General features: G+C 53.8%; 23 protein-coding genes and 1 other RNA gene. 12 read left to right on the top strand and 12 right to left on the bottom strand.

What is annotated here, in order from left to right; genetic code table 11:
* Positions 1-34: 34 nt before the first annotated feature.
* Positions 35-679 (bottom strand): multidrug efflux transporter transcriptional repressor AcrR, encoded by a 645-nt coding sequence (acrR, locus tag AC6I8W_RS05470; protein ID WP_497837299.1) that lies wholly within the window; start codon positions 677-679, stop codon positions 35-37.
* Between the two features lie 142 nt (positions 680-821).
* Between acrR and AC6I8W_RS05465 the strand changes: the two genes are divergently transcribed.
* From AC6I8W_RS05465 to ykgO, 4 genes are all read left to right on the top strand, one after another.
* The gene (locus AC6I8W_RS05465; protein ID WP_497837298.1) at positions 822-2018 is read left to right on the top strand and encodes an efflux RND transporter periplasmic adaptor subunit; all 1197 of its coding nucleotides are present in this window, start codon (positions 822-824) and stop codon (positions 2016-2018) included.
* Between the two features lie 17 nt (positions 2019-2035).
* The gene (locus AC6I8W_RS05460) at positions 2036-5185 is read left to right on the top strand and encodes an efflux RND transporter permease subunit (RefSeq protein ID WP_497837297.1); all 3150 of its coding nucleotides are present in this window, start codon (positions 2036-2038) and stop codon (positions 5183-5185) included.
* Between the two features lie 151 nt (positions 5186-5336).
* The gene (locus tag AC6I8W_RS05455) at positions 5337-5597 is read left to right on the top strand and encodes a type B 50S ribosomal protein L31 (protein ID WP_497837296.1); all 261 of its coding nucleotides are present in this window, start codon (positions 5337-5339) and stop codon (positions 5595-5597) included.
* Positions 5598-5608: 11 nt separating this feature from the next.
* Positions 5609-5752: a type B 50S ribosomal protein L36 gene (ykgO, locus tag AC6I8W_RS05450; protein WP_013508157.1), complete on the top strand. Its 144-nt coding sequence runs from the start codon at positions 5609-5611 to the stop codon at positions 5750-5752.
* A gap of 45 nt (positions 5753-5797) precedes the next feature.
* On the opposite strand, the gene AC6I8W_RS05445 is transcribed toward ykgO, so the two are convergent.
* Genes AC6I8W_RS05445 through AC6I8W_RS05435 form a run of 3 tightly spaced genes read right to left on the bottom strand, consistent with a single transcriptional unit; the run spans position 5798 to position 8191 of the window.
* Positions 5798-6676, bottom strand: a complete 879-nt coding sequence (locus AC6I8W_RS05445) for a metal ABC transporter substrate-binding protein (protein WP_497837295.1) — start codon at positions 6674-6676, stop codon at positions 5798-5800.
* 22 nt (positions 6677-6698) lie between these two features.
* Positions 6699-7538 (bottom strand): metal ABC transporter permease, encoded by an 840-nt coding sequence (locus AC6I8W_RS05440; RefSeq protein WP_497837294.1) that lies wholly within the window; start codon positions 7536-7538, stop codon positions 6699-6701.
* The gene (locus AC6I8W_RS05435) at positions 7535-8191 is read right to left on the bottom strand and encodes a metal ABC transporter ATP-binding protein (RefSeq protein ID WP_497837293.1); all 657 of its coding nucleotides are present in this window, start codon (positions 8189-8191) and stop codon (positions 7535-7537) included. Before AC6I8W_RS05435 ends, AC6I8W_RS05440 begins: the two co-directional genes overlap by 4 nt.
* Before the next feature lie 329 nt (positions 8192-8520).
* Here AC6I8W_RS05435 and AC6I8W_RS05430 point away from each other — a divergent pair, with 329 nt between their 5' ends.
* The 3 genes from AC6I8W_RS05430 to hha all read left to right on the top strand — a co-directional run bounded on the left by AC6I8W_RS05430 (position 8521) and on the right by hha (position 9640).
* Positions 8521-8874, top strand: a complete 354-nt coding sequence (locus AC6I8W_RS05430; RefSeq protein WP_497838111.1) for a hypothetical protein — start codon at positions 8521-8523, stop codon at positions 8872-8874.
* 146 nt (positions 8875-9020) lie between these two features.
* A complete protein-coding gene (tomB, locus tag AC6I8W_RS05425) occupies positions 9021-9398 on the top strand; it encodes an Hha toxicity modulator TomB (protein WP_021185827.1) in 378 nt (125 codons plus the stop codon).
* A gap of 23 nt (positions 9399-9421) precedes the next feature.
* The gene (gene hha, locus AC6I8W_RS05420; RefSeq protein ID WP_013508151.1) at positions 9422-9640 is read left to right on the top strand and encodes a hemolysin expression-modulating protein Hha; all 219 of its coding nucleotides are present in this window, start codon (positions 9422-9424) and stop codon (positions 9638-9640) included.
* A 134-nt stretch (positions 9641-9774) separates the two neighbouring features.
* Here hha and ffs read toward each other — a convergent pair.
* An RNA gene (gene ffs, locus AC6I8W_RS05415) (signal recognition particle sRNA small type) lies at positions 9775-9871 on the bottom strand.
* A gap of 168 nt (positions 9872-10039) precedes the next feature.
* Between ffs and AC6I8W_RS05410 the strand changes: the two genes are divergently transcribed.
* Positions 10040-10354, top strand: a complete 315-nt coding sequence (locus tag AC6I8W_RS05410) for an MGMT family protein (protein WP_497837292.1) — start codon at positions 10040-10042, stop codon at positions 10352-10354.
* A 98-nt stretch (positions 10355-10452) separates the two neighbouring features.
* On the opposite strand, the gene AC6I8W_RS05405 is transcribed toward AC6I8W_RS05410, so the two are convergent.
* Positions 10453-11010: a YbaY family lipoprotein gene (locus AC6I8W_RS05405; protein WP_497837291.1), complete on the bottom strand. Its 558-nt coding sequence runs from the start codon at positions 11008-11010 to the stop codon at positions 10453-10455.
* Positions 11011-11215: 205 nt separating this feature from the next.
* On the opposite strand from AC6I8W_RS05405, the gene tesB reads away from it, so the two are divergent.
* Positions 11216-12079, top strand: coding sequence for an acyl-CoA thioesterase II (gene tesB, locus AC6I8W_RS05400; RefSeq protein ID WP_480369132.1), 864 nt, complete (start codon positions 11216-11218; stop codon positions 12077-12079).
* Positions 12080-12151: 72 nt separating this feature from the next.
* Here the strand turns inward: tesB and amtB are convergent, their stop codons facing one another.
* From amtB to AC6I8W_RS05375, 5 genes are all read right to left on the bottom strand, one after another.
* Positions 12152-13441, bottom strand: a complete 1290-nt coding sequence (gene amtB, locus AC6I8W_RS05395) for an ammonium transporter AmtB (protein WP_013508147.1) — start codon at positions 13439-13441, stop codon at positions 12152-12154.
* A 31-nt stretch (positions 13442-13472) separates the two neighbouring features.
* Positions 13473-13811: a P-II family nitrogen regulator gene (glnK, locus tag AC6I8W_RS05390; protein WP_007886947.1), complete on the bottom strand. Its 339-nt coding sequence runs from the start codon at positions 13809-13811 to the stop codon at positions 13473-13475.
* Positions 13812-14069: 258 nt separating this feature from the next.
* Positions 14070-15845, bottom strand: a complete 1776-nt coding sequence (locus tag AC6I8W_RS05385) for a SmdB family multidrug efflux ABC transporter permease/ATP-binding protein (protein ID WP_497837290.1) — start codon at positions 15843-15845, stop codon at positions 14070-14072.
* Positions 15838-17607: a SmdA family multidrug ABC transporter permease/ATP-binding protein gene (locus AC6I8W_RS05380; RefSeq protein WP_497837289.1), complete on the bottom strand. Its 1770-nt coding sequence runs from the start codon at positions 17605-17607 to the stop codon at positions 15838-15840. Before AC6I8W_RS05380 ends, AC6I8W_RS05385 begins: the two co-directional genes overlap by 8 nt.
* Positions 17608-17630: 23 nt before the next feature.
* Positions 17631-18092, bottom strand: coding sequence for an Lrp/AsnC family transcriptional regulator (locus tag AC6I8W_RS05375; RefSeq protein ID WP_021185832.1), 462 nt, complete (start codon positions 18090-18092; stop codon positions 17631-17633).
* A 115-nt stretch (positions 18093-18207) separates the two neighbouring features.
* Between AC6I8W_RS05375 and AC6I8W_RS05370 the strand changes: the two genes are divergently transcribed.
* Positions 18208-19242 (top strand): PLP-dependent cysteine synthase family protein, encoded by a 1035-nt coding sequence (locus AC6I8W_RS05370; RefSeq protein ID WP_497837288.1) that lies wholly within the window; start codon positions 18208-18210, stop codon positions 19240-19242.
* A 34-nt stretch (positions 19243-19276) separates the two neighbouring features.
* Here AC6I8W_RS05370 and cof read toward each other — a convergent pair whose 3' ends face one another.
* Positions 19277-20101, bottom strand: coding sequence for an HMP-PP phosphatase (cof, locus tag AC6I8W_RS05365; RefSeq protein ID WP_497837287.1), 825 nt, complete (start codon positions 20099-20101; stop codon positions 19277-19279).
* A gap of 94 nt (positions 20102-20195) precedes the next feature.
* Here cof and AC6I8W_RS05360 point away from each other — a divergent pair, with 94 nt between their 5' ends.
* Together AC6I8W_RS05360 and queC are read left to right on the top strand one after the other, a co-directional pair.
* The gene (locus AC6I8W_RS05360) at positions 20196-21923 is read left to right on the top strand and encodes an SgrR family transcriptional regulator (protein ID WP_497837286.1); all 1728 of its coding nucleotides are present in this window, start codon (positions 20196-20198) and stop codon (positions 21921-21923) included.
* A gap of 26 nt (positions 21924-21949) precedes the next feature.
* Positions 21950-22645: a 7-cyano-7-deazaguanine synthase QueC gene (gene queC, locus AC6I8W_RS05355; RefSeq protein WP_497837285.1), complete on the top strand. Its 696-nt coding sequence runs from the start codon at positions 21950-21952 to the stop codon at positions 22643-22645.
* Positions 22646-22665: the final 20 nt, after the last annotated feature.

Raw genomic sequence — 22665 nt, 5'->3', positions numbered from 1 at the left:
TACTGCGCACAGAATTGCGCGATAAATCGCGCCGCTACGAATGAGTACCGTTGGATAATGTTGGACTTAACCGCAGCATATCCAGCAGGGCTTCGACCAGGCTCGGTGCCTCTGCCGCCAGGTCAAAACTTTCCGGCGTGAAGAGCCAGCTTTCCATCATGCCATTCACATAGGCACGCATAATCAACGCGGCCTGACGGGTGTTGAGGTTGCCGGGCAACTGACCCGCATCAATGCAAGCACGCAGTACCTCTTCTATTCTATCGTAACATTCCAACAATAAGCTTTGCTGCATGTTCTGCAAGGTTGCCATTTCACCCACAAATTCGCATTTATGGAAAATGATCTCCATTAGTGCGCGTCTTTTGGGATCCTTTGCAGTAGCGTCAAGGATATAGATCAACATGGAACGCATAACAGAAAGTGGATCGCCGGGGTATTTTGTTTGATACTCAAGTTCCACATCATCAAGCCCAGCGTCACACTGCAACCAGATTTCATGTAACAGATCGGCTTTATTCTTAAAATGCCAGTAGATGGCTCCCCGCGTGACGCCGGCAGCCGCAGCGATATCCGCCAGTGATGTGGCGGCAACACCGTGTTCTGAGAAGTGAGCTAACGCGGCATCAAGAATTTGATTACGCGTTTCAAGTGCTTGTGCTTTGGTTTTTCGTGCCATAGCGGACTTTTTTTACAAACTGGCAAGTTTACATACATTTGTGAATGTATGTACCATAGCACGACCCGTGTTTTAACGCAGCAATGGGTTTAACGGTTTGTGATCCATTGATCATTTGATATCGGACACTAGAGGTTTATTTATGAATAAAAACAGAGGATTAGCCCCTCTGGCGGCCGTCCTGATGCTTTCAGGCAGCTTTGTATTGACAGGATGTGATGATAATAAATCCCAGCAAGCCGCCCAGCAGCAGCCCCCTGAAGTGGGTGTTGTGACGTTAAAAAACGAGCCACTGAAAATCACTACTGAGCTACCTGGCCGCACTTCGGCTTTCCGTGTTGCGGAAGTTCGCCCTCAGGTCTCAGGTATCATTCTGAAGCGTAACTTTGTTGAAGGCAGTGACGTGAAAGCAGGGGTTTCCCTGTATCAGATCGATCCCGCTACCTATCAGGCGACTTACGACAATGCAAAAGGTGCACTGGCGGAAGCGCAAGCCAATGCGCGCATCGCAGATTTGACGGTTAAACGCTATAAGCCGCTGCTGGGTACCAAGTACATCAGCCAGCAGGATTATGACACCGCCGTCGCTACCGCCGCACAGAATGCCGCTGCCGTACAGGCTGCGCAGGCGAACGTAGAAAGCGCCCGCATTAATCTGGCATACACCAAGGTGACCTCCCCGATTAGCGGACGCATTGGGAAATCCTCCGTGACGGAAGGCGCGCTGGTATCAAGTGCGCAGACCACCGCACTGGCTACCGTACAGCAGCTCGATCCGATGTATGTTGACGTGACCCAATCCAGCGATGATTTCCTGCGTTTGCGCGCCGAGCTGGAAGCCGGTCAGTTGAAACAGACCGACGGTAAAGCCAATGTTGTTCTGTTGATGCAAAACGGTAGCACCTACGCACAGTCTGGCACGCTGGAATTCTCCGACGTGACCGTCGACGAAACCACCGGTTCGATTACCCTGCGTGCGATCTTCCCGAACCCGGATGGCCGTCTGTTGCCTGGCATGTTTGTCCGTGCGCGTCTGGATGAAGGTACCAATCCGAGTGCGTTGCTGGTGCCTCAGCAGGCGGTTACCCGTACCCCAACCGGCCAGGCCACAGCCATGGTGGTCGGAGCCGATAACAAAGTTGAATTGCGCAACCTGACAGCCAACCAGGCGATTGGTGATAAATGGTTGGTCACCGAAGGATTGAAAGCAGGCGATCGTGTGATCACCGTCGGTCTGCAACGTGCCAAACCCGGTGCGCAGGTAACACCACAAGAAGTATCAGACGACACGAAAGCCGCTGCCGCATCTCAGGCACAGTCTGAAAAATCGTCTTCATAAACAGGAGCCGTTAATACATGGCTAAGTTTTTTATCGATCGCCCCATTTTTGCGTGGGTAATCGCCATCATTATTATGTTGGCGGGTGCGCTATCGATCATCAGTCTGCCTATCGAGCAATATCCCAATGTTGCTCCACCGGCAGTTGAGATCCAGGCCTCATATCCGGGTGCTGATGCGAAAACGCTGCAAGACTCGGTGACTCAGGTCATCGAACAAAATATGAACGGTATCGATGGACTGATGTATATGTCCTCGAGCAGTGACTCGTCCGGTACGTTGACCCTGACGCTGACCTTCCAGTCCGGTACGGACGCGGATATCGCTCAGGTCCAGGTACAGAACAAACTGCAGCTGGCGATGCCATTGCTGCCGCAGGAAGTGCAGTCGCAGGGGATTCAGGTTAAAAAATCCTCCAGCAGCTTCCTGATGGTGGCCGGTTTTGTCAGTGATGACCCGAACATGACGCAGAACGATATCTCGGACTACGTTGCGTCGAACATCAAAGATCCGATCAGCCGTACCCCTGGGGTAGGTGATACCCAGGTATTTGGTGCGCAGTATGCTATGCGTATCTGGCTTGATCCGCACAAGCTCAATAACTTCCAGCTGACACCGGTTGATGTGATCAGCGCACTGACGACCCAGAACACCCAGGTGGCCGCCGGTCAGTTAGGTGGCACACCACCGGTGCCGGGCCAGCAGTTGAACGCCTCGATCATTGCCCAGACTCGTCTGACATCGACCGATGAGTTCGGCAACATTCTGTTGAAGGTCAACACCGATGGTTCGCAGGTGCGTCTGCGTGACGTGGCGAAGATTGAGTTGGGTGGGGAAAACTACGACATCATTGCCCGTTACAACGGTAAACCGGCTTCCGGTATCGGTATCAAGCTGGCGACCGGCGCTAACGCGCTGGACACGGCGGATGCAGTAAAAGCCGAGCTGGCGAAGCTGCAACCGTTCTTCCCGGCTGGCATGAAAGTGGTTTATCCGTATGACACTACGCCGTTCGTTAAAATCTCCATCTTCGAAGTGGTGAAAACCCTGATGGAAGCGATCGTGCTGGTGTTCCTGGTAATGTATCTGTTCCTGCAGAACTTCCGCGCCACGCTGATCCCAACCATTGCGGTGCCAGTGGTACTGCTCGGGACCTTTGCGATCATTGCCGCATTTGGTTACTCGATAAACACGCTCACCATGTTCGGGATGGTGCTCGCCATCGGCCTGTTGGTGGATGACGCCATCGTGGTGGTAGAGAACGTTGAGCGTGTAATGGCCGAAGAGGGACTGCCACCGAAAGAAGCCACCAAACGTTCGATGGAGCAGATTCAGGGTGCGTTGGTCGGTATTGCGCTGGTGCTCTCGGCGGTATTTATTCCGATGGCCTTCTTTGGCGGCTCTACCGGGGTGATCTATCGTCAGTTCTCGATCACCATTGTATCAGCGATGGCCCTGTCGGTGCTGGTGGCGTTGATTCTGACGCCTGCGCTGTGCGCAACCATGCTGAAACCGGTGGAGAAAGGCAGCCACGGTAAAACCACCGGTTTCTTTGGCTGGTTTAACCGCCTGTTTGATAAGAGCACCAGCCACTATGTGGACAGCGTCGGTCATATCGTACGCAGCACCGGCCGTTACCTGGTACTTTATCTGATCATCGTCGTGGGCATGGCGTATCTGTTCCTGCGTCTTCCTACCTCGTTCCTGCCGGAAGAGGATCAGGGTCTGCTGCTGGCTCAGGCGCAATTACCTGCCGGTGCCACCCAGGAACGTACTCAGAAAGTGCTCGACCAGGTGACGGATTACTTCCTGACCAAAGAGAAAGACAGCGTCAATTCGGTGTTTACCGTTAACGGCTTTGGCTTTGCCGGTCGTGGACAGAACACCGGTATCGCCTTCGTTAGCCTCAAGCCTTGGGACGAGCGTAGCAGTGCCGATATGAAAGTGCCTGCCCTTGCCGCTCGTGCGATGCGTGCGCTGGGTTCCATCAAAGATGCGATGGTCATTCCGTTCAACCTGCCGGCGATTATCGAACTGGGTAACGCCACCGGTTTCGACTTCCAGCTCATTGATCAGGGTAACCTGGGACATGAGAAACTGACCGAAGCACGTAATCAGCTGTTCGGTATGATCGCTCAGCACCCGGATACTCTGGTGGGCGTGCGTCCTAACGGCCTGGAAGATACACCGCAGTACAAACTGATTATCGATCAGGAAAAAGCGTCGGCGCTGGGTGTCTCGTTGTCTGACATCAATACCACGCTGGGTGCGGCATGGGGTGGTTCCTACGTGAACGACTTCATCGACCGTGGTCGCGTGAAGAAGGTGTACGTGATGGGCCAGCCGGATTCACGCATGCTGCCGGATGACGTCAGCAAATGGTATGTACGCAACAGCGCAGGTGAGATGGTGCCGTTCTCCGCCTTCTCCAGTGCGAAGTGGCAGTACGGTTCACCACGTCTGGAACGTTATAACGGCCTGCCGTCAATGGAAATCCTCGGCCAGGCTGCACCGGGTAAAAGCTCCGGTGATGCCATGAATCTGATGGAAGAGTTGGCGGCAAAACTGCCTGCGGGTATCGGCTACGACTGGACGGGTATGTCCTACCAGGAACGTTTGTCCGGTAACCAGGCTCCGGCACTGTATGCCATCTCGCTGATTGTGGTGTTCCTGTGTCTGGCTGCACTGTATGAAAGCTGGTCAATTCCGTTCTCAGTCATGTTAGTGGTTCCGCTCGGCGTGGTGGGTGCGTTGCTGTTCACTACCCTGCGCGGTCTGAGCAATGACGTCTACTTCGTGGTGGGCCTGCTTACCACCATTGGCCTGTCGGCGAAGAACGCCATCCTGATCGTTGAGTTCGCTAAGGATTTGATGGAGAAAGAAGGCAAAGGGTTGGTGGAATCAACGCTGGAGGCATCCCGTATGCGTCTGCGTCCGATTCTGATGACCTCTCTGGCCTTTATCCTCGGCGTACTGCCGCTGGCGATCAGTACCGGTGCTGGTTCTGGCGCGCAGAACGCCGTAGGTACTGGCGTGATGGGCGGCATGGTCACCGCCACCGCGCTGGCCATATTCTTCGTGCCAGTGTTCTTCGTAGTGGTGCGCCGCCGTTTCAGCAAGAATAATGCTGAACTGGAACAAGGCCATCCGGTCGACCACAGCCACTAAGATTTTCCCTCCCTGAAAAGGCCGCTGATGCGGCCTTTTTTTTTGCTCCCAGACACAACCCACGCGATAAATCGCGCCCCTACGAGTTGCATTGTTGTGCGCTCAGGTTCATACTATTGTTATATAATAACATTACATAAGGCACGTAATTATGAAACCTGATATCCATCCCCACTACCGCCCGGTGGTGTTCCACGACACTACGGCGAATGAATATTTCAAAGTCGGTTCCACTATCAAAACGGAACGCACCATCGAGTTTGAAGGCGAAGTGCTGCCGTATGTCACGCTCGACGTCTCTTCAAAATCGCATGTGTACTACACCGGCAAGCAGAAAGATTTTGCCAAAGAAGGCAGCGCGGCACGCTTCAACCAGCGTTTTGGTCGTTTCCTCAGCCGCAGCAAGGCATAACGGAGCACAACATGCAGGTATTGAGTTCATTGCGTTCAGCCAAGACCCGTCACAAAGATTGCAAAGTCGTGCGTCGTAAAGGTCGTATCTATGTGATTTGTAAAACTAATCCGCGCTTTAAAGCGGTTCAGGGAAGAAAGAAGAAAAAACGTTAGGATGTGTCGTGATAATTGGCCGGGTTGATACCCGGCCTTTTTTTATTACTGCATACTTTTCAGCATGTCATTCACGTTGTGTTTGAATGCCGCTTCATAGCTGGCAGCCGGTCCATTCGCTTCCGACAATGCTTCCGGATACAGCTCGCCACCTGGTTTTGCGCCGGTTGCGCTGGCAATTTGCTTCACCAGACGCGGATCAGTCTGGTTCTCCATAAAGTAGGTATTGATGTGTTCAGCCTTGAGCTGTTTGATGATAGAGGCCACATCACTGGCGCTGGCTTCCGCTTCGGTTGAGAAACCAACCGGCGCAAGAAATTCCACCCCATAACGCTGACCAAAATAACCAAACGCATCATGGCTGGTCAGTACCTTACGTTTGCTCTGCGGTACGGCGGCAAAAGACGTTTTTGCCCAGCTGTCGAGTTTCTGTAATTGCTGAATATAGTTCTCGCCCTGTTTGCGAATAGCGGCTGCGTCTTCCGGATCGGCCTTGATCAAGGCGTTCATGACGTTGGTGGCGTAAATCACACCATTCGCCATGCTGTTCCACGCGTGAGGATCGGTAATGGTTTTACCATCGTCCACCATCTCACGGGTATTGATACCGGTTGACGCTACCACCAGCGTACCTTTGTAGCCCGACGCACTTACCAGTCGATCCATCCAGCCCTCCAACCCGAGACCGCTGACGAACACGACATCAGCCTGCGCCAGTGCCTGGCTATCCTGTGGCGTGGGTTCGAAGGTATGTGGGTCACCATTTGGCCCCACCAACGATTTCACCTTAACGTGATCGCCACCAACCTGTTTCACGATATCAGCCAGCACGGTAAAGCTTGCTACCGCATCCACCGTTTTCGCCAGCGCCAGCGGGCTGATCAACATGGCACCCACCGCCAGGCTAATCGGTAACTTCTTCATACATATCCCCTTATTGGTTTCGTTATCGGCGGCGCAGTAAGCCGCCACATGGTCCTGTCAAAACAGAAAGCAAAAAAAGCCCGGCGGCGCTCAGCACCACTGCCGGACCGGCAGGTAGTGAGTAGTGCCACGACAATATCAGCCCGATCAGAGCGGCAATCACCGCCAGCAGCATGGCAACACCGAGCATGCAGGCGAGATGTCGACTCCAGAAGCGGGCGCTGGCGGCGGGCAGCATCATCAATCCCACTGACATCAAGGTGCCCAGCACCTGAAAACCCGCCACCAGGTTGAGTACCACCAGGGTGAGAAAAATGCCGTGCACCAGCGGCGCACTCCATTTGCCTTGTGCACGCAGGAAATCGGGATCGAAGGCGTCAATCACCAACGGACGGTAGATCATCGCCAGCATTAATAATGTGAACGCGGCAATGCCGCCGACCAGCATAATCGCGGCGTTATCCACCGCCAGCAGCGAGCCAAACAGTACGTGCAGTAAGTCAACGCTGGAGCCGCGTAGTGAGACAAGAGTGACGCCAAGCGCCAGTGAACCGAGATAAAAACCGGCGAAGCTGGCATCTTCTTTCAGCGGCGTGTAACGGCTGACGGCACCGGAGAGCAAAGCGACCGCCAGACCAGCGATCAGCCCGCCAATCCCCATCGCCACCAATGACAGACCAGAGATGAGATAACCAATCGCCGCACCAGGTAACACCGCGTGAGAAAGCGCATCGCCAATCAGGCTCATACGCCGCAGCGAGAGGAAAACCCCAAGAGGTGTGGCACTCAGCGCCAGCGCGACACAGGCCACCAGGGCACGGCGCATAAAACCGAATTCGATGAATGGTTGCAGTAAGGTCATGATGCGACCCTCCGCAACAAGGGGGCGTGCGCGGATTCCGGTTCATCCAGCGACAAGACATCCTGAAAATAACGCTCGACCAAAGGGCGGTCGTGTAATACCACCAACAAGGTAGTGCCCACTTGTTGTTGTTGTTGCAGGATCGACATCAATAAGGTCACGGTCTGGCTGTCGATGCCATTAAAGGGTTCATCCAGTAGCCATAATTTGCTGCGTTGCAGCATCAGGCGGGCGAACAACACACGCTGCAACTGCCCACCCGACAAAGTGGCGGGCTGGGCATCGGCAAAATCACGCATCTGTACCGCATCCAGTGCCATATCAATCTCTTTGCGCAGCGTACGGTTAATCGCGCCAAACCAGCCGCAGCGCGGCCAGCACCCCATCGCCACCAATTCATAAGCGGTGATGGGAAAACGCGTTTCCAGCTCAGTACGTTGTGGCAACCAACCCAGTTCCTTACGGGAAACCTCTAAATCGCAACGGCCAGCAATCGGTGTCAGTAAACCGGCGATGGTTTTCAGCAACGTGGATTTTCCGCTGCCATTCGCGCCAATTAGCGCTGTCATGCTGCCTGACGGCAGCTCGCCATTAATTGTTGGCGTAACCCTTTGTCCCTGATACCCGGCTTGCAGGTGATGAAAACGCATCATTTCTGCATACCCCAGACGATTGCCAATACCAGCAGGGCAACCAACAACAACGCGACCAGCAAACGTCCGCCAAGCGACAACAGTAATCCACTGTGATTCATTGAACACGACCAAAATGTTATAACATAACAATACACTATCAGACTATTCTGTCACCTGGTCAGAGGAAAGTGTTTCAAAAGTTAAACAGCGGCAATCCTCCCCCCTCCTTTTCCCCCTGCCACACAATGCAATCCATCACAACAATAGCTATTTATGCTTAAGGCGAGCTTGCAATGTTTGCCAGAAACCCCAATGATATAAACAACGCCCTTTTTAGTGGATTAACAATGCAGGCCATTATTCATTGTGATATTGCTGTGGATGAGGATGACTGCTCAAAGTTGCAGGCAATAATACAAGGGAATATTCTCAAAATAGCCTCAGCATTGGCGGGTGATTTACAATGGTATTCACAAAACGCACGATTAGTTCCCGAGAGTTTTCGCATTATTTCTATCAAGACTATCGCTAATAATCGATTTAAAATGCTTTACGATTTCCAGTGGAATTTATTTAGTCCCTGTCAGGATTTAAATGAAACCTTTACCCGCCAGGAAGATGTTCTGTTTCATATCCAGCCGGGCGGGCTGGTGTTCGAGGTGATAGACAATTCACGCCCTTCTCCTGCCGATGAATTGTAATATTTGGTAATGGAGGTGAGCAAAACTAATGAATGTGGATTATCTTTAAGGAGTCGCTGAATTCATTTTATTCGTGATCGCTTCCTGGCCGCTTTTCCAAATCTCGCCGCACTGCGGTAACCGTGCTAGCTATGGAGGGGAAAAAGATGGACGAATACTCACCGAAACGGCATGATATTGCCCAGCTTAAATTTCTGTGTGAGAACCTGTTTGACGAAAGTATGGCAACATTAACTGACAGCCATCATGGCTGGGTTAATGATCCCACTTCGGAAAGCAATTTACAGCTCAACGATTTGATTGAGCATATCGCGTCTTTCACGATGAATTACAAAATTAAGCATGTTGAAGATGAAGCACTGATTACGCAAATCGATGAATATCTTGACGATACCTTTATGTTGTTTAGCAGCTACGGAATCAATACTCAGGATCTTCAACGTTGGCAACGTTCAGCACGACGCTTATTTAACCTGTTTGCCGAAGAGTGCGCTTTTCTACAGCAACCCAGCCATTCCTTTTAGCATCAGATGAGAACCATTTATTTATGAGCAATCAAGCCTTAACCAAAACCGATTATTTGATGCGACTGCGCCGCTGTCGCTCAATCGATACCCTTGAGCGGGTGATTGAAAAAAACAAGTATGAATTATCCGATGACGAGTTGGCGGTATTTTACTCTGCTGCCGATCACCGCCTTGCAGAGCTGACGATGAATAAGCTCTACGATAAAGTGCCCGGTTCTGTCTGGAAGTTCGTCCGTTAAGTTTTTCCCTTCTCTGGCCCAGTCTGTTGCAGCAACCGATTTTCAGGGATTGACCTTTTCACTGGCAAAGGAGTGCCAGTAGTACGCTATTTATTGAATCAGAAGGATTTTTTACGAGGCAGAAATGGTGGAGGCCCTGCCAGCTACATCCCGGCACACGCGTCACCTGCTGCGGCTGCTTCCTTCCGGACCTGACCGAGTTCACAAGTTAGCATTGCGGGAGAACCAACAGGGCCCCCATTGACTAGCCCTCGTTACGAGAGCGCTGGCATTATCAGGTAAGCCCCCGGCAATTGCAAGCAAACCCCTGATGACCGTTGTTTTCTTGAACAGATGGGCGGTTATACATGGCCCGGTTCATGTTAAAGTCTGGATTTACGGTTATTCAGGATGACCTTAATGAACGAGCACGATAGCTTTCCGCAACGCGTCTGGCAGATTGTTGCTGCGATTCCATCCGGAAAAGTGATGACCTATGGTGATGTTGCTCGTCTGGCCGGATCTCCGCGCGCAGCGCGCCAGGTAGGCGGCGTGTTGAAGCGTTTACCCTCAGGCAGTCAATTGCCCTGGCATCGTGTTCTTAACCGCCACGGTCGAATTTCACTACAGGGCGACGATTTGTTTCGCCAGCGGGATGCATTAGAAGCGGAAGGCATTGAAGTCAGTGATGCGGGTGAAATTGAACTGGCGCGCTATCGCTGGGATCAGGAGTGATACCAGCACATATTCGTAGCGGCGCGATTTATTGCGCTTTTTGTCCGCTGCATTAACGTTAAAGGCGCGCGATAAATCGCGCCGCTACGGAATACGTTTTACATACTGGTCGCCGCAGGCACCGAAGACGACGGCGTCACCTGCGTTGGTGAGGTGGACGGCACGGTGGTTGCCGCACCCGGCTGCGTTGGCATCGCCATATTAGTTGTTGGCACCAGCAACAGTTCTACCTTGGTTCCACCCTGATTAATCACCGGTTTCACGGTATCCGTGATAAACGCCAGTCTGCCGTCTATGGCAATCGCTGCACTCAACAGGATACGCGCGTTCGGCTGAATGTCTGCCGGGTTATAGGGCAGCACAAACTGGAACGGAGCCTGTTTACCCTCAGTATGCACCACGTGTTGGGCGAGCACACGGGATGGCGCGTCGGACTGCGAGGCATCTGACAACGTCACTGTCAGTACCGCATCCGGCGGTAAGGCAATGCGCTGGCGAATATAAATGGAACCGCTCACATTTGGCTGCGCAATGGCCGCCTGCTGCCCGGCAACAGTTGATCCTAAGGTTGGCGTTGCCACCGGTTTACTGTGGTCTGCGCACCCTGCTACCGCCACAGCCAGTGTCATACCGCTAATCATTTGCCAAAGTTTCATCGATGTCGTCTCCTTATGAACACTATGATTGTCGGCGGCAAAAATAATGTGCAGCTATTCAACCGCCGAATGCCCTTAATTCTGGCACAAAAATCCACAATGCGCCTGAGACTGGTCTCAGATTGCTGAAATCACGGCAAAAAGATTGACGGCAACTGGTCGGATCTTTCAAACTTGCCCGACCGGTATCACTGAGGAATCCGTTATGAGCCAGGCACTGCACAACCTGCTTAATTTGTTGAATCTGGAAAAACTGGAAGAGGGACTTTTTCGCGGTCAGAGCGAAGACCTCGGCCTGCGTCAGGTGTTTGGTGGTCAGGTGGTTGGCCAGGCACTTTATGCGGCGAAACAGACAGTGCCGGAAGCGCGTATTATCCACTCGTTTCATAGCTATTTCCTGCGTCCGGGCGATAGCCAGAAAGCCATCATCTATGATGTCGAAACCCTGCGAGATGGCAAAAGCTTTAGCGCGCGCCGCGTCAGCGCAGTGCAAAATGGACAACCCATCTTCTACATGACGGCCTCATTCCAGGCACCGGAAAGTGGGTTTGAGCATCAGAACAGCATGCCGCAGGTGCCCGCCCCCGATAATCTGCCATCGGAACAGGACCTGGCGCAGAAACTGGCGGCGCATCTGCCCATCAAGCTGCGGGAAAAATTCCTCTCCGAACGGCCGCTCGATATTCGCCCGGTACAAATTCACAATCCACTCAAAGGCCGTGTAGACGAGCCAGTGCGTCAAGTGTGGGTACGCGCCAATGGTCAGTTGCCGCAGGATCGTCGTATTCATCAATACCTGCTCGGCTATGCGTCAGACCTCAACTTCCTGCCGGTGGCTCTCCAACCGCACGGGAAAGGGTTCCTTGAGCCTGATATGCAAGTTGCCACTATCGACCATTCGATGTGGTTCCACCGTCCGTTCGACTTGTCAGAGTGGCTGCTGTATAGCGTCGTCAGCACTTCAGCATCAGGGGCACGCGGTTTTGTCCGTGGGGAGTTTTTTACTCAGGATGGGACATTGGTGGCAACGACGGTGCAGGAAGGGGTAATGCGCCAGCGCAGCGAATAAAAAAAGGGGCGATTTCTCGCCCCTTCTGCCTTTTATTATTTTAGCGCACTGCTCTCTTTTGCAGCCCGGCTCTTACTGGTTGTAAGCGTTCTCGCCGTGGCTGTTAACATCCAGACCTTCACGTTCCTGATCTTCCGGAACACGCAGGCCAACAATCATATCGGCCAGTTTGAAGCCAATGAAGGCAACCACACCAGACCAAACGATGGTGACACCCACGCTGAACAGTTGGATCCACACCTGATGGCCCATGGTCACGCCTTCTGCATAACCTACGCCACCCAGTGAAGAGGACGCGAACACACCGGTCAGGATACAACCCACGATGCCGCACACGCCGTGCACACCGAACACATCACACGGGTCATCAACACGCAGCCATTTCTTCAGGGTGGTCACACCCCACAGACCAGCCAAACCACCGACCAGACCGATAATTAGCGCACCGCCAACACCGACATAACCACACGCCGGGGTGATAGCAACCAGACCTGCGATGAAGCCTGAAGACGCACCCAGCAGAGACGGTTTGCCACGCAGCGCCCACTCACCAAAGGTCCAGGACAGTACCGCACCCGCAGTCGCAATCACGGTGTTCAGGAACGCCAGAGCAGCGATTTCGTTAGCAGCAGAAGCAGAACCCGCGTTGAAGCCGAACCAGCCTACGTACAGGATCGCCGTACCAGTAAAGACCATTGGCAGGTTGTGTGGTTTGAATGCTTCTTTACCGAAGCCAGCACGTTTACCCACCAGGTAAGCACCCACCAGACCCGCAACCGCGGCGTTGATGTGAACAACGGTACCGCCAGCGAAGTCCAGCGCGCCATCAGATGCCAGCAGACCGCCAGCCCAGACCATGTGCGCAATCGGCAGATACGCCAGCGTCAGCCATACAGCGACGAAAATCAGCACAGCAGAGAAACGAATACGTTCAGCAATAGAACCGACAATCAGGCCCACAGTGATACAGGCGAAGGAAGCCTGGAACGCAACGTGGATGTATTGATAGAAGGTGCCCATCAGTGCTTTCAGCTCGATGTTTTTCAGCATCGCCCACTGGAAGCTACCGAAGAAGGCATTGCCTTCACTGAAGGCCAGCGAGTAACCGTAGATCATCCACAGTACGCAGACCAGGGAGAAGGTCACCGCTACCTGAGTCAGCATGGACAACACGTTTTTACCGCGGATCAGACCGCCGTAAAACAGGGCAATACCCGGAATCGACATGAACAGCACCAGTGCGGTGCAGATCATCATAAACGCGTTATCGGCTTTGTCCGCGACGGCAGGAGCTGCCGCCATGGCCAGAGACGGTAACAGCGCCAGGCTGGTCAGGCCCAACTTCGTCATCATTTTATTCATTTCTTTCCATCCCATCACAATCAAGGCCCAGTTACAGTGCTGCTTCGTCGGTCTCGCCAGTACGAATACGGATAACGCGTTGCAGTTCCGCAACGAAAATTTTGCCGTCGCCAATTTTGCCGGTATAAGCGGCTTTGCTGATCACATCGACGACTTCGTCCAACTGATCATCAGCAATGGCGATATCAATTTTTACTTTTGGCAGGAAGTTCACGCTGTACTCGGCACCGCGATAAAGCTCTGCGTGACCTTTCTGGCGACCGAAACCCTTCACTTCGGTAACTGTCAGTCCCTGAATGCCAATAGAGGATAAGGCTTCACGCACGTCCTCCAGCTTAAATGGTTTGATTACCACGGTAACCAGCTTCATACGATCCCCTCCAGGTATTTAATGAATGAGTCTTACCGGACACGCAGGGATATAAGCAAAGGGTGTGCCATAAATAAAAAAAGCGCAGAGTCAGCAGATTAGCCGCACCGCAGCGCGCTTCGTTCTGTGATGGGCAACACAAATACAAACAGGAAAGGAAGAAAAGAGTAGATTGTTTGCACTTCTTTGGTGCTTCAAGCCTCAAAGAAGTGCATTTATACAGAATAATCCGATAAAGGTGCGCAGAAAAGGTGCAAGTCACCCTTCAGTCGTTAAGGGAATGCCCGCCGCGAGTTCATCGCCTGCCTGCTGCAACTGATACATCTGCCAGTAACGCCCCTGCTGCGCCAGCAATTCGCTGTGCGTACCGCGTTCGGCGACCTGACCACGATGCAGCACCAGAATCTGGTCCGCTTCAGTAATGGTAGAGAGGCGATGCGCAATCACCACCAGCGTGCTGTGCTGGCGCAAAGCACGCAGAGCGTGCTGAATCGCCTGCTCAGTACCGGAATCGATATTGGCGGTAGCTTCATCAAGGATCAATATCTGCGGCAACGACACCAACACCCTCGCCAACGCCAGCAGCTGTTTCTGCCCCACCGACAGGTTATTGCCCTGCTCGCCCAGCCGAGTGTGAATACCGTCCGGCATCGCGCGGACCAGTGGAGCAAGTTGCACCGTCTCCAGCGCCTGCCACACCGCCTGTTCCGGGATATCGCGCCCAAGACGGACGTTGGCGAGCAAGGTATCCGCCAGCACCACCGGGTCCTGCTGCACCATCGCCACCCCCTGACGTAACGCCTGATGCGTCAGTTGCGGCAGCGGACGACCATCCAGCTCAATGCTGCCGCGCGTCACCGGGTAATAACCCATCAGCAGGTTCGCCAGCGTACTCTTGCCACTGCCGGTATGGCCGACCAGCGCAATAAACCCGCGTGCAGGCACCTCCAGATCGATCTGGCTTAACACGTCACGATCGGCGCGGTAGGCAAAACTGACGTCACGCAGGGAGATACACCCGGAGGCCAGCGGCCGATTGTCGATGCCGTAATCCTGCTGGGCCGCATCCATCAATTCAAAAATACGCTCACCCGACACCACCGCCTGTTGCAGCATTGATTGCTGGGTGGTGAGTTCAATCAACGGCTCATTCAGACGACCGAGATAGGTAATAAAGGCATAAAGTACTCCCACCTCAAATACGCCGGGCGTGGCGAAACTGAACAACATCAGCAGACCGCACAATATCAGTGCAGAGAACAAGCTCAGCAGCGGACGCAGCAGGAAGCCATCGAGTCGCAGTGTCTCCATGCGTGCCAGATAGTGCGAGCGGCTGGCCTCACCCATGCGCTCTCCAAATCGTGCCTGCTGGCGGAACTGCTGAATGACGCTCATGCCGTTAATCACTTCATTGAAGCCATTATTGATATCGGCGAGGTAGCTACGCACCCGGCGCGCTATCGGTGTGCTGTAGCGCTGATAAATCAACATCACCGTCAGCACCAGTGGGAAAATCACCATCGCCACCAGCGCCATACGCCAGTCGAGCGCAAACATTGCCACCAGCATCGCGCCAATTAGCGCCGCACTGCGCAACACCGTTGCCACTACCGTGACGTAAAGATCGCGGATCACCTCGGTATCATTGGTCACACGCGAGATAATCTGCCCAACCGGTTGGGTATCGAAGGCACTCAACGGCTGACGTAGCGCAGCATTCATCACATCAGTACGTAATTGTTGCACTACGCCAATTGCCGCACGATTAAACAGTAACGCCTGAAAATAGTGCAAACCCGCAGCCAGCAGTTGCAGCAGAATAAAACTGACCACCAATCCGGCGACAATGCCCCACGGCATCTGATGCTTTGCCACCAGATGATCAATGAAATAACTGACCAACACCGGCCCGGTGACTTCTGCCGCCGCCGCCAGCCATAACATGCCCACCGCCAGCCATAACGATTTGCGCCAGGGGTTACCGTAGGCCAATAACCGTTTCAGCGTGGGCCACAGACGCACAGATTTAGCCACGACTCGCTCCTTCGGTGATCTCATCCTCGTCCAGCGCCGCTTCCAGCTGCTGATAACGATACATATCGCGATACCAACCACTTTGCGCAATCAGATCATCGTGGTCGCCACGCTGTGCCACCTGCCCCTGCTGCAACACCAGAATCTCGCTGGCTTCAGTCAGTGCCGAAAGACGATGCGCGCTGATAATCAGGGTACGGCCCTGACCCCATTGCCGCAGGTTGTGCAGAATATCGTGCTCGGTACGTCCATCAACCGCTGATAATGCATCATCCAGAATCAGGATCTCGGCATTCAGCAGCAACGCACGCGCAATGGCGATACGTTGTTTTTGCCCACCTGACAGCATCACGCCACGTTCACCGACTTCAGTTTCATAGCCCTGAGGTAAGCGCAGGATATCCTCATGAACACAGGCCATCTGCGCCACACGCTCAATCTCCTGCTGACTGGCATTTGGCCGACCCAACGCGAGGTTATTGGCAACCGTGTCGGAAAACAGGAACGGCGTCTGGCTGACTACCGCCAGGCGGCTGCGCCAGCTATCGATGCGCAACTGCGACAGTGGTGTGTTGTGATAACGAATGTCGCCCTGCTCAAGATCGAAATGGCGTTGAAGCAAGCTCAATAAGGTACTTTTGCCACAGCCAGTGGGGCCACATAATCCCAGCATCTGGCCGGGTTTGAGTTGGAAATTGACATGGCTGAGCGCCACGTTGGCACTCGCCGGATAGCAAAACTCGCGGATCGCGACCTGTAAATTCCCCACCTCCGGTGGCAGAATTTTTTGTCCGTCTGCAACCGCCGGGGCTTCCGCCAGGAGTACGCGAATGCGGCTCCAGGCCGCGCTGCCACGCTCAACGATATTGAACATCCACGCCAGTGCCAGCATTGGCCAAATCATCAGCCCGAGATACATCACAAAGCTGGTGAGCTGCCCCAATGTCAGGCTGCCATGCCATACCATCCAGCTCCCGCCGCCAATCGCCAGCAGGTTAGAAAAGCCAATTGCGATATAGATGGTGGGATCAAAACGCGCATCCACGCGCGCCACACGCAGGTTCTTCTCACCCGTGTCCCGCGCGATGGCCGCAAACTGCTGCGATTGATGATCTTCCAGACCAAAGGCTTTGATCATACGGATACTGGTCAGGCTCTCCTGCGTTTGATCATTCAGGCTCGAGAACGCGCCCTGTGCCAGCTTGAAGCGGTCATGCAGCTGGTTGCCATAGCGATGGATAATCAGCGCCATAATTGGCATCGGCACCAACGCCAGCAACGTCAGCTGCCAGCTGATTTGTACGCTCATCACCACCAGCACTACGCAACCCATCACCAGCGAATCCACCAGCGTCAGCACCCCTTCCCCGGCGGCAAACACCACGCGATCAACATCATTGGTGGCACGAGCAATCAGATCGCCAGTGCGATGACGAAGGTAAAATGCCGGATGCTGGCGGCTAAGTTGACGGTAAAAATCTTCACGCAGGTTTACCGCCAGTTGATAAGAGGCACCAAACAGCAGCACGCGCCAGACATAGCGCAGCAGATAAACCACCACGGCAGTGACCAGCATCACGCCGATCCACATCATCAGTCGCCCGGTGCTTAAAGTATGTTGGGTAACGCCATCAACAATCACCCCCACCAGATGCGGTGGCAACAATTGCAGAAGCGCAATGATGATGAGCAGAGTGACCGCGCCCAGATATCGCCGCCACTCGCGCAGAAAATACCAACTTAACTGACTGAATAATCGCACAAGACTGTCTCTTTCTTTACCCGTCAGGGTGCCACCGGCAATGCGGTTGTGTATTTAATTTCTTCCATAGCGAAGCTGGAGGTCACGTCAATCAGACCCGGTACGCCATTCACCAGCCGCTTATAAAAACCATCGTAACTTTTCATATCCGCCACCTGAATACGCAGCAGATAGTCGTATTCCCCGGCCATACGATAAAACGCCATCACTTCTGGCATCTGCTGGACCACGCTGACAAATTGCTGATACCAGTCGCTGCTGTGTTGCTGGGTTTTGACAAACATGAACGCCGTCAGCGCCAGACCGATTTTATCGCCGTCCAACAGCGCTACGCGCGCACGAATAATGCCATCATCTTCCAGTTTTTTCAGGCGTTTCCAGCACGGTGTGGTGGTGAGGTTGACCGCATCTGCCAGCGTCTGGAGTGACAGAGTGCAATCCTGCTGCAATAAAGCCAGCAGTTTACGGTCAGTTTTATCTAGCATTCGCCTCTCCGGGAGAAAAATTTTCTCTCATCGAGCCATTATACACCGATTAAAGCAACCTCTTTTTCCTGCCAGTGCCTTACACTGGGGCCATTCAAATTTGCGGAAACTCAGCATGCAAACGCCCTGGATTCGTCACGCTATTAACGAAATTAACGCTGATTTTCAGCGCTCTGCCGACACGCACCTGATTCGCTTTAACCTGGATGATTTTCCCGGCATTAGTTTTTACCTGAAAGATGAAAGCACCCATCCGAGCGGCAGTCTGAAACACCGTCTGGCACGTTCGCTGTTTTTGTACGGTCTGGCTAATGGCTGGATCCGCCAGGGGACACCGATTATTGAAGCCTCTTCCGGCAGCACTGCGGTATCGGAAGCCTATTTTGCCCGCCTGCTGGGACTGCCGTTTATTGCCGTAATGCCCGCCAGCACTGCCAAACGTAAAATCGAGCTGATCCGCTTTTATGGTGGCGAATGCCACTTCGTCACCGATCCCTGCCAGCTATATAGCGAATCGGAGCGCCTGGCGCGGGAGCTGAGCGGCCATTTTATGGATCAGTTTACCTATGCTGAACGCGCCACTGACTGGCGCGGCAATAATAATATCGCCGAAAGTATCTTCCGCCAGATGGCGCATGAACCCTTCCCGGTGCCGCATACCCTGATTATGAGCGCCGGTACGGGCGGGACATCCGCCACTCTCGGACGTTATATCCGTTATCAGGGTTACGACACTCGTCTGTTGGTCGTTGATCCCGAACATTCAGTGTTTTTTGATTTCTGGCACAGCCGCGAGCGCGGACTGAGCAGCGATCGCGGCAGTATGATTGAAGGCATTGGCCGCCCTCGTGTTGAACCTTCGTTTTTACCCGATGTGATTGACGAGATGATCAAAGTGCCAGACGCCGCCACCGTTGCTGCCATGCTGAAGCTGGAACAGATTCTCGGCCGTCGTCCCGGCGCCTCCACCGGCACCAATTTCTGGGGCATGGTGCAGGTGGCAAAACGTATGCGCGAACGAGGTGAACAGGGAGCGCTGGTGACGATTCTATGTGACAGCGGCGAGCGTTATCCGGACACCTATTACAATGCGGAATGGGTGGCGCAGCACATTGGTGATATTCAGCCGTGGCAGCGCGAGCTGCAATAAAAAACCGGACATCCTGTCCGGTTCACTGCAAGCCTCAGCATTCGGGGGAATAATCGAGGTGTGGTGTGGTCATCCAGTGATTTAAATAGTGAGACACCGCCTGTGTCTCGCAACGACCAATAACCGGTAAATGTGGCAACTCCGCTTTTAATTGGTGCATGGCGTTGCCCATGATGAAACCGTTACCGACTCGCTCAAGCATTTCACGATCGTTCATAGCATCGCCAAACGCCATGCAGTCGGCGAGCGACAGGGAAAGATGCTGACAAAGGCGCGCCAGTGCCGCGCCTTTGTGGCAATCCAGCGGCAACACTTCCAGGCAATCCCAGGCTGAAAAACAGATATTCGCCCGCTCACCCAAGGCAGCGTCCAATTCCGTTTTCAACGCGCACAACGTCTCATGCGGGGCAATAAAGCAGATTTTGGTGACTTCATGCGCCGACATACGTTGCAGATCACGTAATTGATAGTCGAACCCACTCAGCACGTGTGCTTCACGGACGAACGGCAGCGGCTTATCCGTAAACCACCCTTCGTCGTTGAAAATATGGATGGATGCGGGCGTTTGCCAGCGGCGATGAATCACCTCTTCGGCGATGGAAGGCGGCAAATCACAGCCATATAACTGGTTGCCATCCAGATCGTGCACGCGCGTTCCGTTTCCGGTGATAAGCCAGGCGGGAAGCGTAACTTGCTCACGTACCACCGGCTGCATATCCAGCAGATGACGTCCGGTGGCAAACGCCAGCGTGACGTCACGTTGATGCAAGGCATGCAAACTGGCGAGGGTTTCTATACCTAAGCGATGCGTCGGCAACAACAGCGTACCGTCCATATCAAATGCCGCGAGGCGTGCCATGCGAATTCTCCTGTCTATGTAAGGTAACTACTATCGCCTGGTAATTGCGGAACTAATAGTGAATACTTTTAGAAAACTGTTCCGGGTTTAGGCGATGCGGCAACTTCATCGGGTTAATCAATTTCAGCGGCTCTGGCAGCTCAGCCAGGGGGCGTCACAGCATCTGAGCGTCTCGATCATGGCGCAGCACTGCTTTTGCAGCGAACGCCATATACGCACCTTGCTGCGTCAATGGCAGGACGCTGGTTGGCTGTGCTGGCAGGGTGCCGCAGGGCGCGGCAAACAGGGAACCCTGACCTTTCTCACCTCTCCGGAACAACTGCGCCAGCAACTTTTGCAGCAGCAACTCGCCGCAGGCGAAGCAGTGCAGGCATTGCAGGTACTGGATGTACAGCCGGAGCATTTGCTGAATATGCTGCGTCCGCTGATGGGAGGACAGTGGCTCAACCAGGCACCGGTATTACGCATTCCCTATTATCGCGCCCTCGAACCCTTGCGTCCGCTGCGGTTGACCGGACGGGCCGAACAGCACCTGGCGCGCCAGATTTTCTCTGGCCTGACACGTTTTCAGGGGGATGATGCCGTGGGTGATTTAGCCCACCACTGGCAGCATGACGAGACGGGCTGCGATTGGTTCTTCTGGCTGCGCCCGCAATTAAGCTGGCATAACGATGAACCGCTGTATGCCGCGCAGCTGGTAGGCCAGTTTCACAAGATCCGGCATAGCACGCCAGGGCTGCGAATGCTTGCCTCTGTAGAAAGTATCACTGCACCGCACCCACTGGCGCTGCGTATTCGCCTGCGTCACAGCGATTACTGGCTGCCGCAACGGCTGGCGCACCAGCACTGCCTGCTACCTCACCCCGAACGCGATGACATCGGTAGCGGCGCATGGAAACTGGCCCATTTCACCGATGACCTGGTGCGACTGGAAAGCCATGCGCGCTGGCATTTACAACGCCCATTAATTCAGGCAGTTGAATACTGGATCACACCCCAATTATTTGATCGAACGCTTGGCACCAGTTGTCGCCATCCGGTGCAAATCGCCATTGGCGATCCAGATGAACTGGATACCCTGCGTCCGGTTGATCGCAGCATCAGTCTGGGATTCTGTTATCTGGCACCTCGCATCTCCGCGCGACTGAGTGCCGCACAGGCTAAAACCTTAATTAGCCTGATTCAGCGTAGCGGCATGATTCAACAATTGCCGCTGGAAGAAGGATTAATCACCCCGAGTCAGGAATTACTGCCCGGCTGGCCCGTCCCGACACCGGAAGAAACGATGACCGAGCTGCCTGCAGCCCTGACCCTGCATTATCATCTGCCGGTTGAATTGCATGTGATGGCCGCTGCATTGAAACCACTGTTAGCCGCACAGGGTTGCCAGCTAACCTGCATTTTTCATGATGTCAAAAGCTGGCGTGATGAACGTGAGCTGGCCGAAGCCGATCTGGTGATGGGCGATCGCCTGATTGGTGATGCACCGCTGTTTACCCTGATCAGTTGGCTGGAGAATGATCCGCTATGGCAGCCGCTGCGAGGATCGCAAAGTGCGATCAATTTACGTCACCACCTGCGTGAGATCGCGCAACAGCAGGCCCCGGATCAGCGTGCTATCCTTAGCCACCAGCTGTTTGAGCAACTGATGCGCGCCGGTTACATGCTGCCGCTGTTTAATTATCGCTACCAAATCTCCGCCCCACCCGGTGTGGAAGGCATTCAACTCAACAGCCTGGGTTGGTTCGACTTTACGCGCGCCTGGATCCCCCCGCCAGCTGCAGTCGATACTGTTCATCACACATCCGAGCCAGTACCATAAGCGCTCGGTTTTATACGGAAGAAAAGATGAAAAGAGCCGTTGTGGTATTCAGTGGCGGACAAGATTCCACCACCTGTTTAATTCAGGCGTTACAGCAGTATGACGAAGTGCATTGCGTCACCTTTGATTATGGCCAGCGTCATCGCGAAGAGATCGAAGTGGCCGCCGAACTGGCACAGAAATTGGGTGCACGTGCGCATAAAGTACTGGATGTAACGCTATTGAACGAATTGGCCGTCAGCAGCCTGACGCGCGATAACATCCCGGTTCCGGCGTATGATCCGGATGCCAGCGGTCTGCCAACTACCTTTGTACCGGGTCGCAATATCCTGTTTTTAACGCTGGCCTCAATTTACGCCTATCAGGTCGAAGCCGAAGCGGTGATCACCGGTGTGTGTGAAACCGATTTTTCTGGCTACCCTGACTGCCGTGATGAATTCGTCAAAGCGCTGAATAATGCCGTCAACCTCGGTATGGCACGCAATATTCGTTTCGAAACGCCGCTGATGTGGCTCAACAAAGCCGAGACCTGGGCACTCGCGGATTACTGGCAGCAGCTGCCGCTGGTACGCGCAGAAACCCTGACCTGCTATAACGGCATCAAAGGTGATGGCTGTGGCGAATGTGCCGCCTGCCATCTGCGTGCTCGCGGGTTGACTGATTATCAGGCCAATGCTGCCGCGATCATGGCACAGATGAAACAAAAAAGCGGGCTGGTCTGAGCCCGCGGCCTCTATACTGG

It is taken from the genome of Pantoea sp. X-Soil-TKNS-1211, from assembly GCF_059730495.1.
The sequence above is the reverse complement of the archived record's forward strand: the minus strand, read 5'-3'. Positions and strand labels throughout refer to the sequence as shown.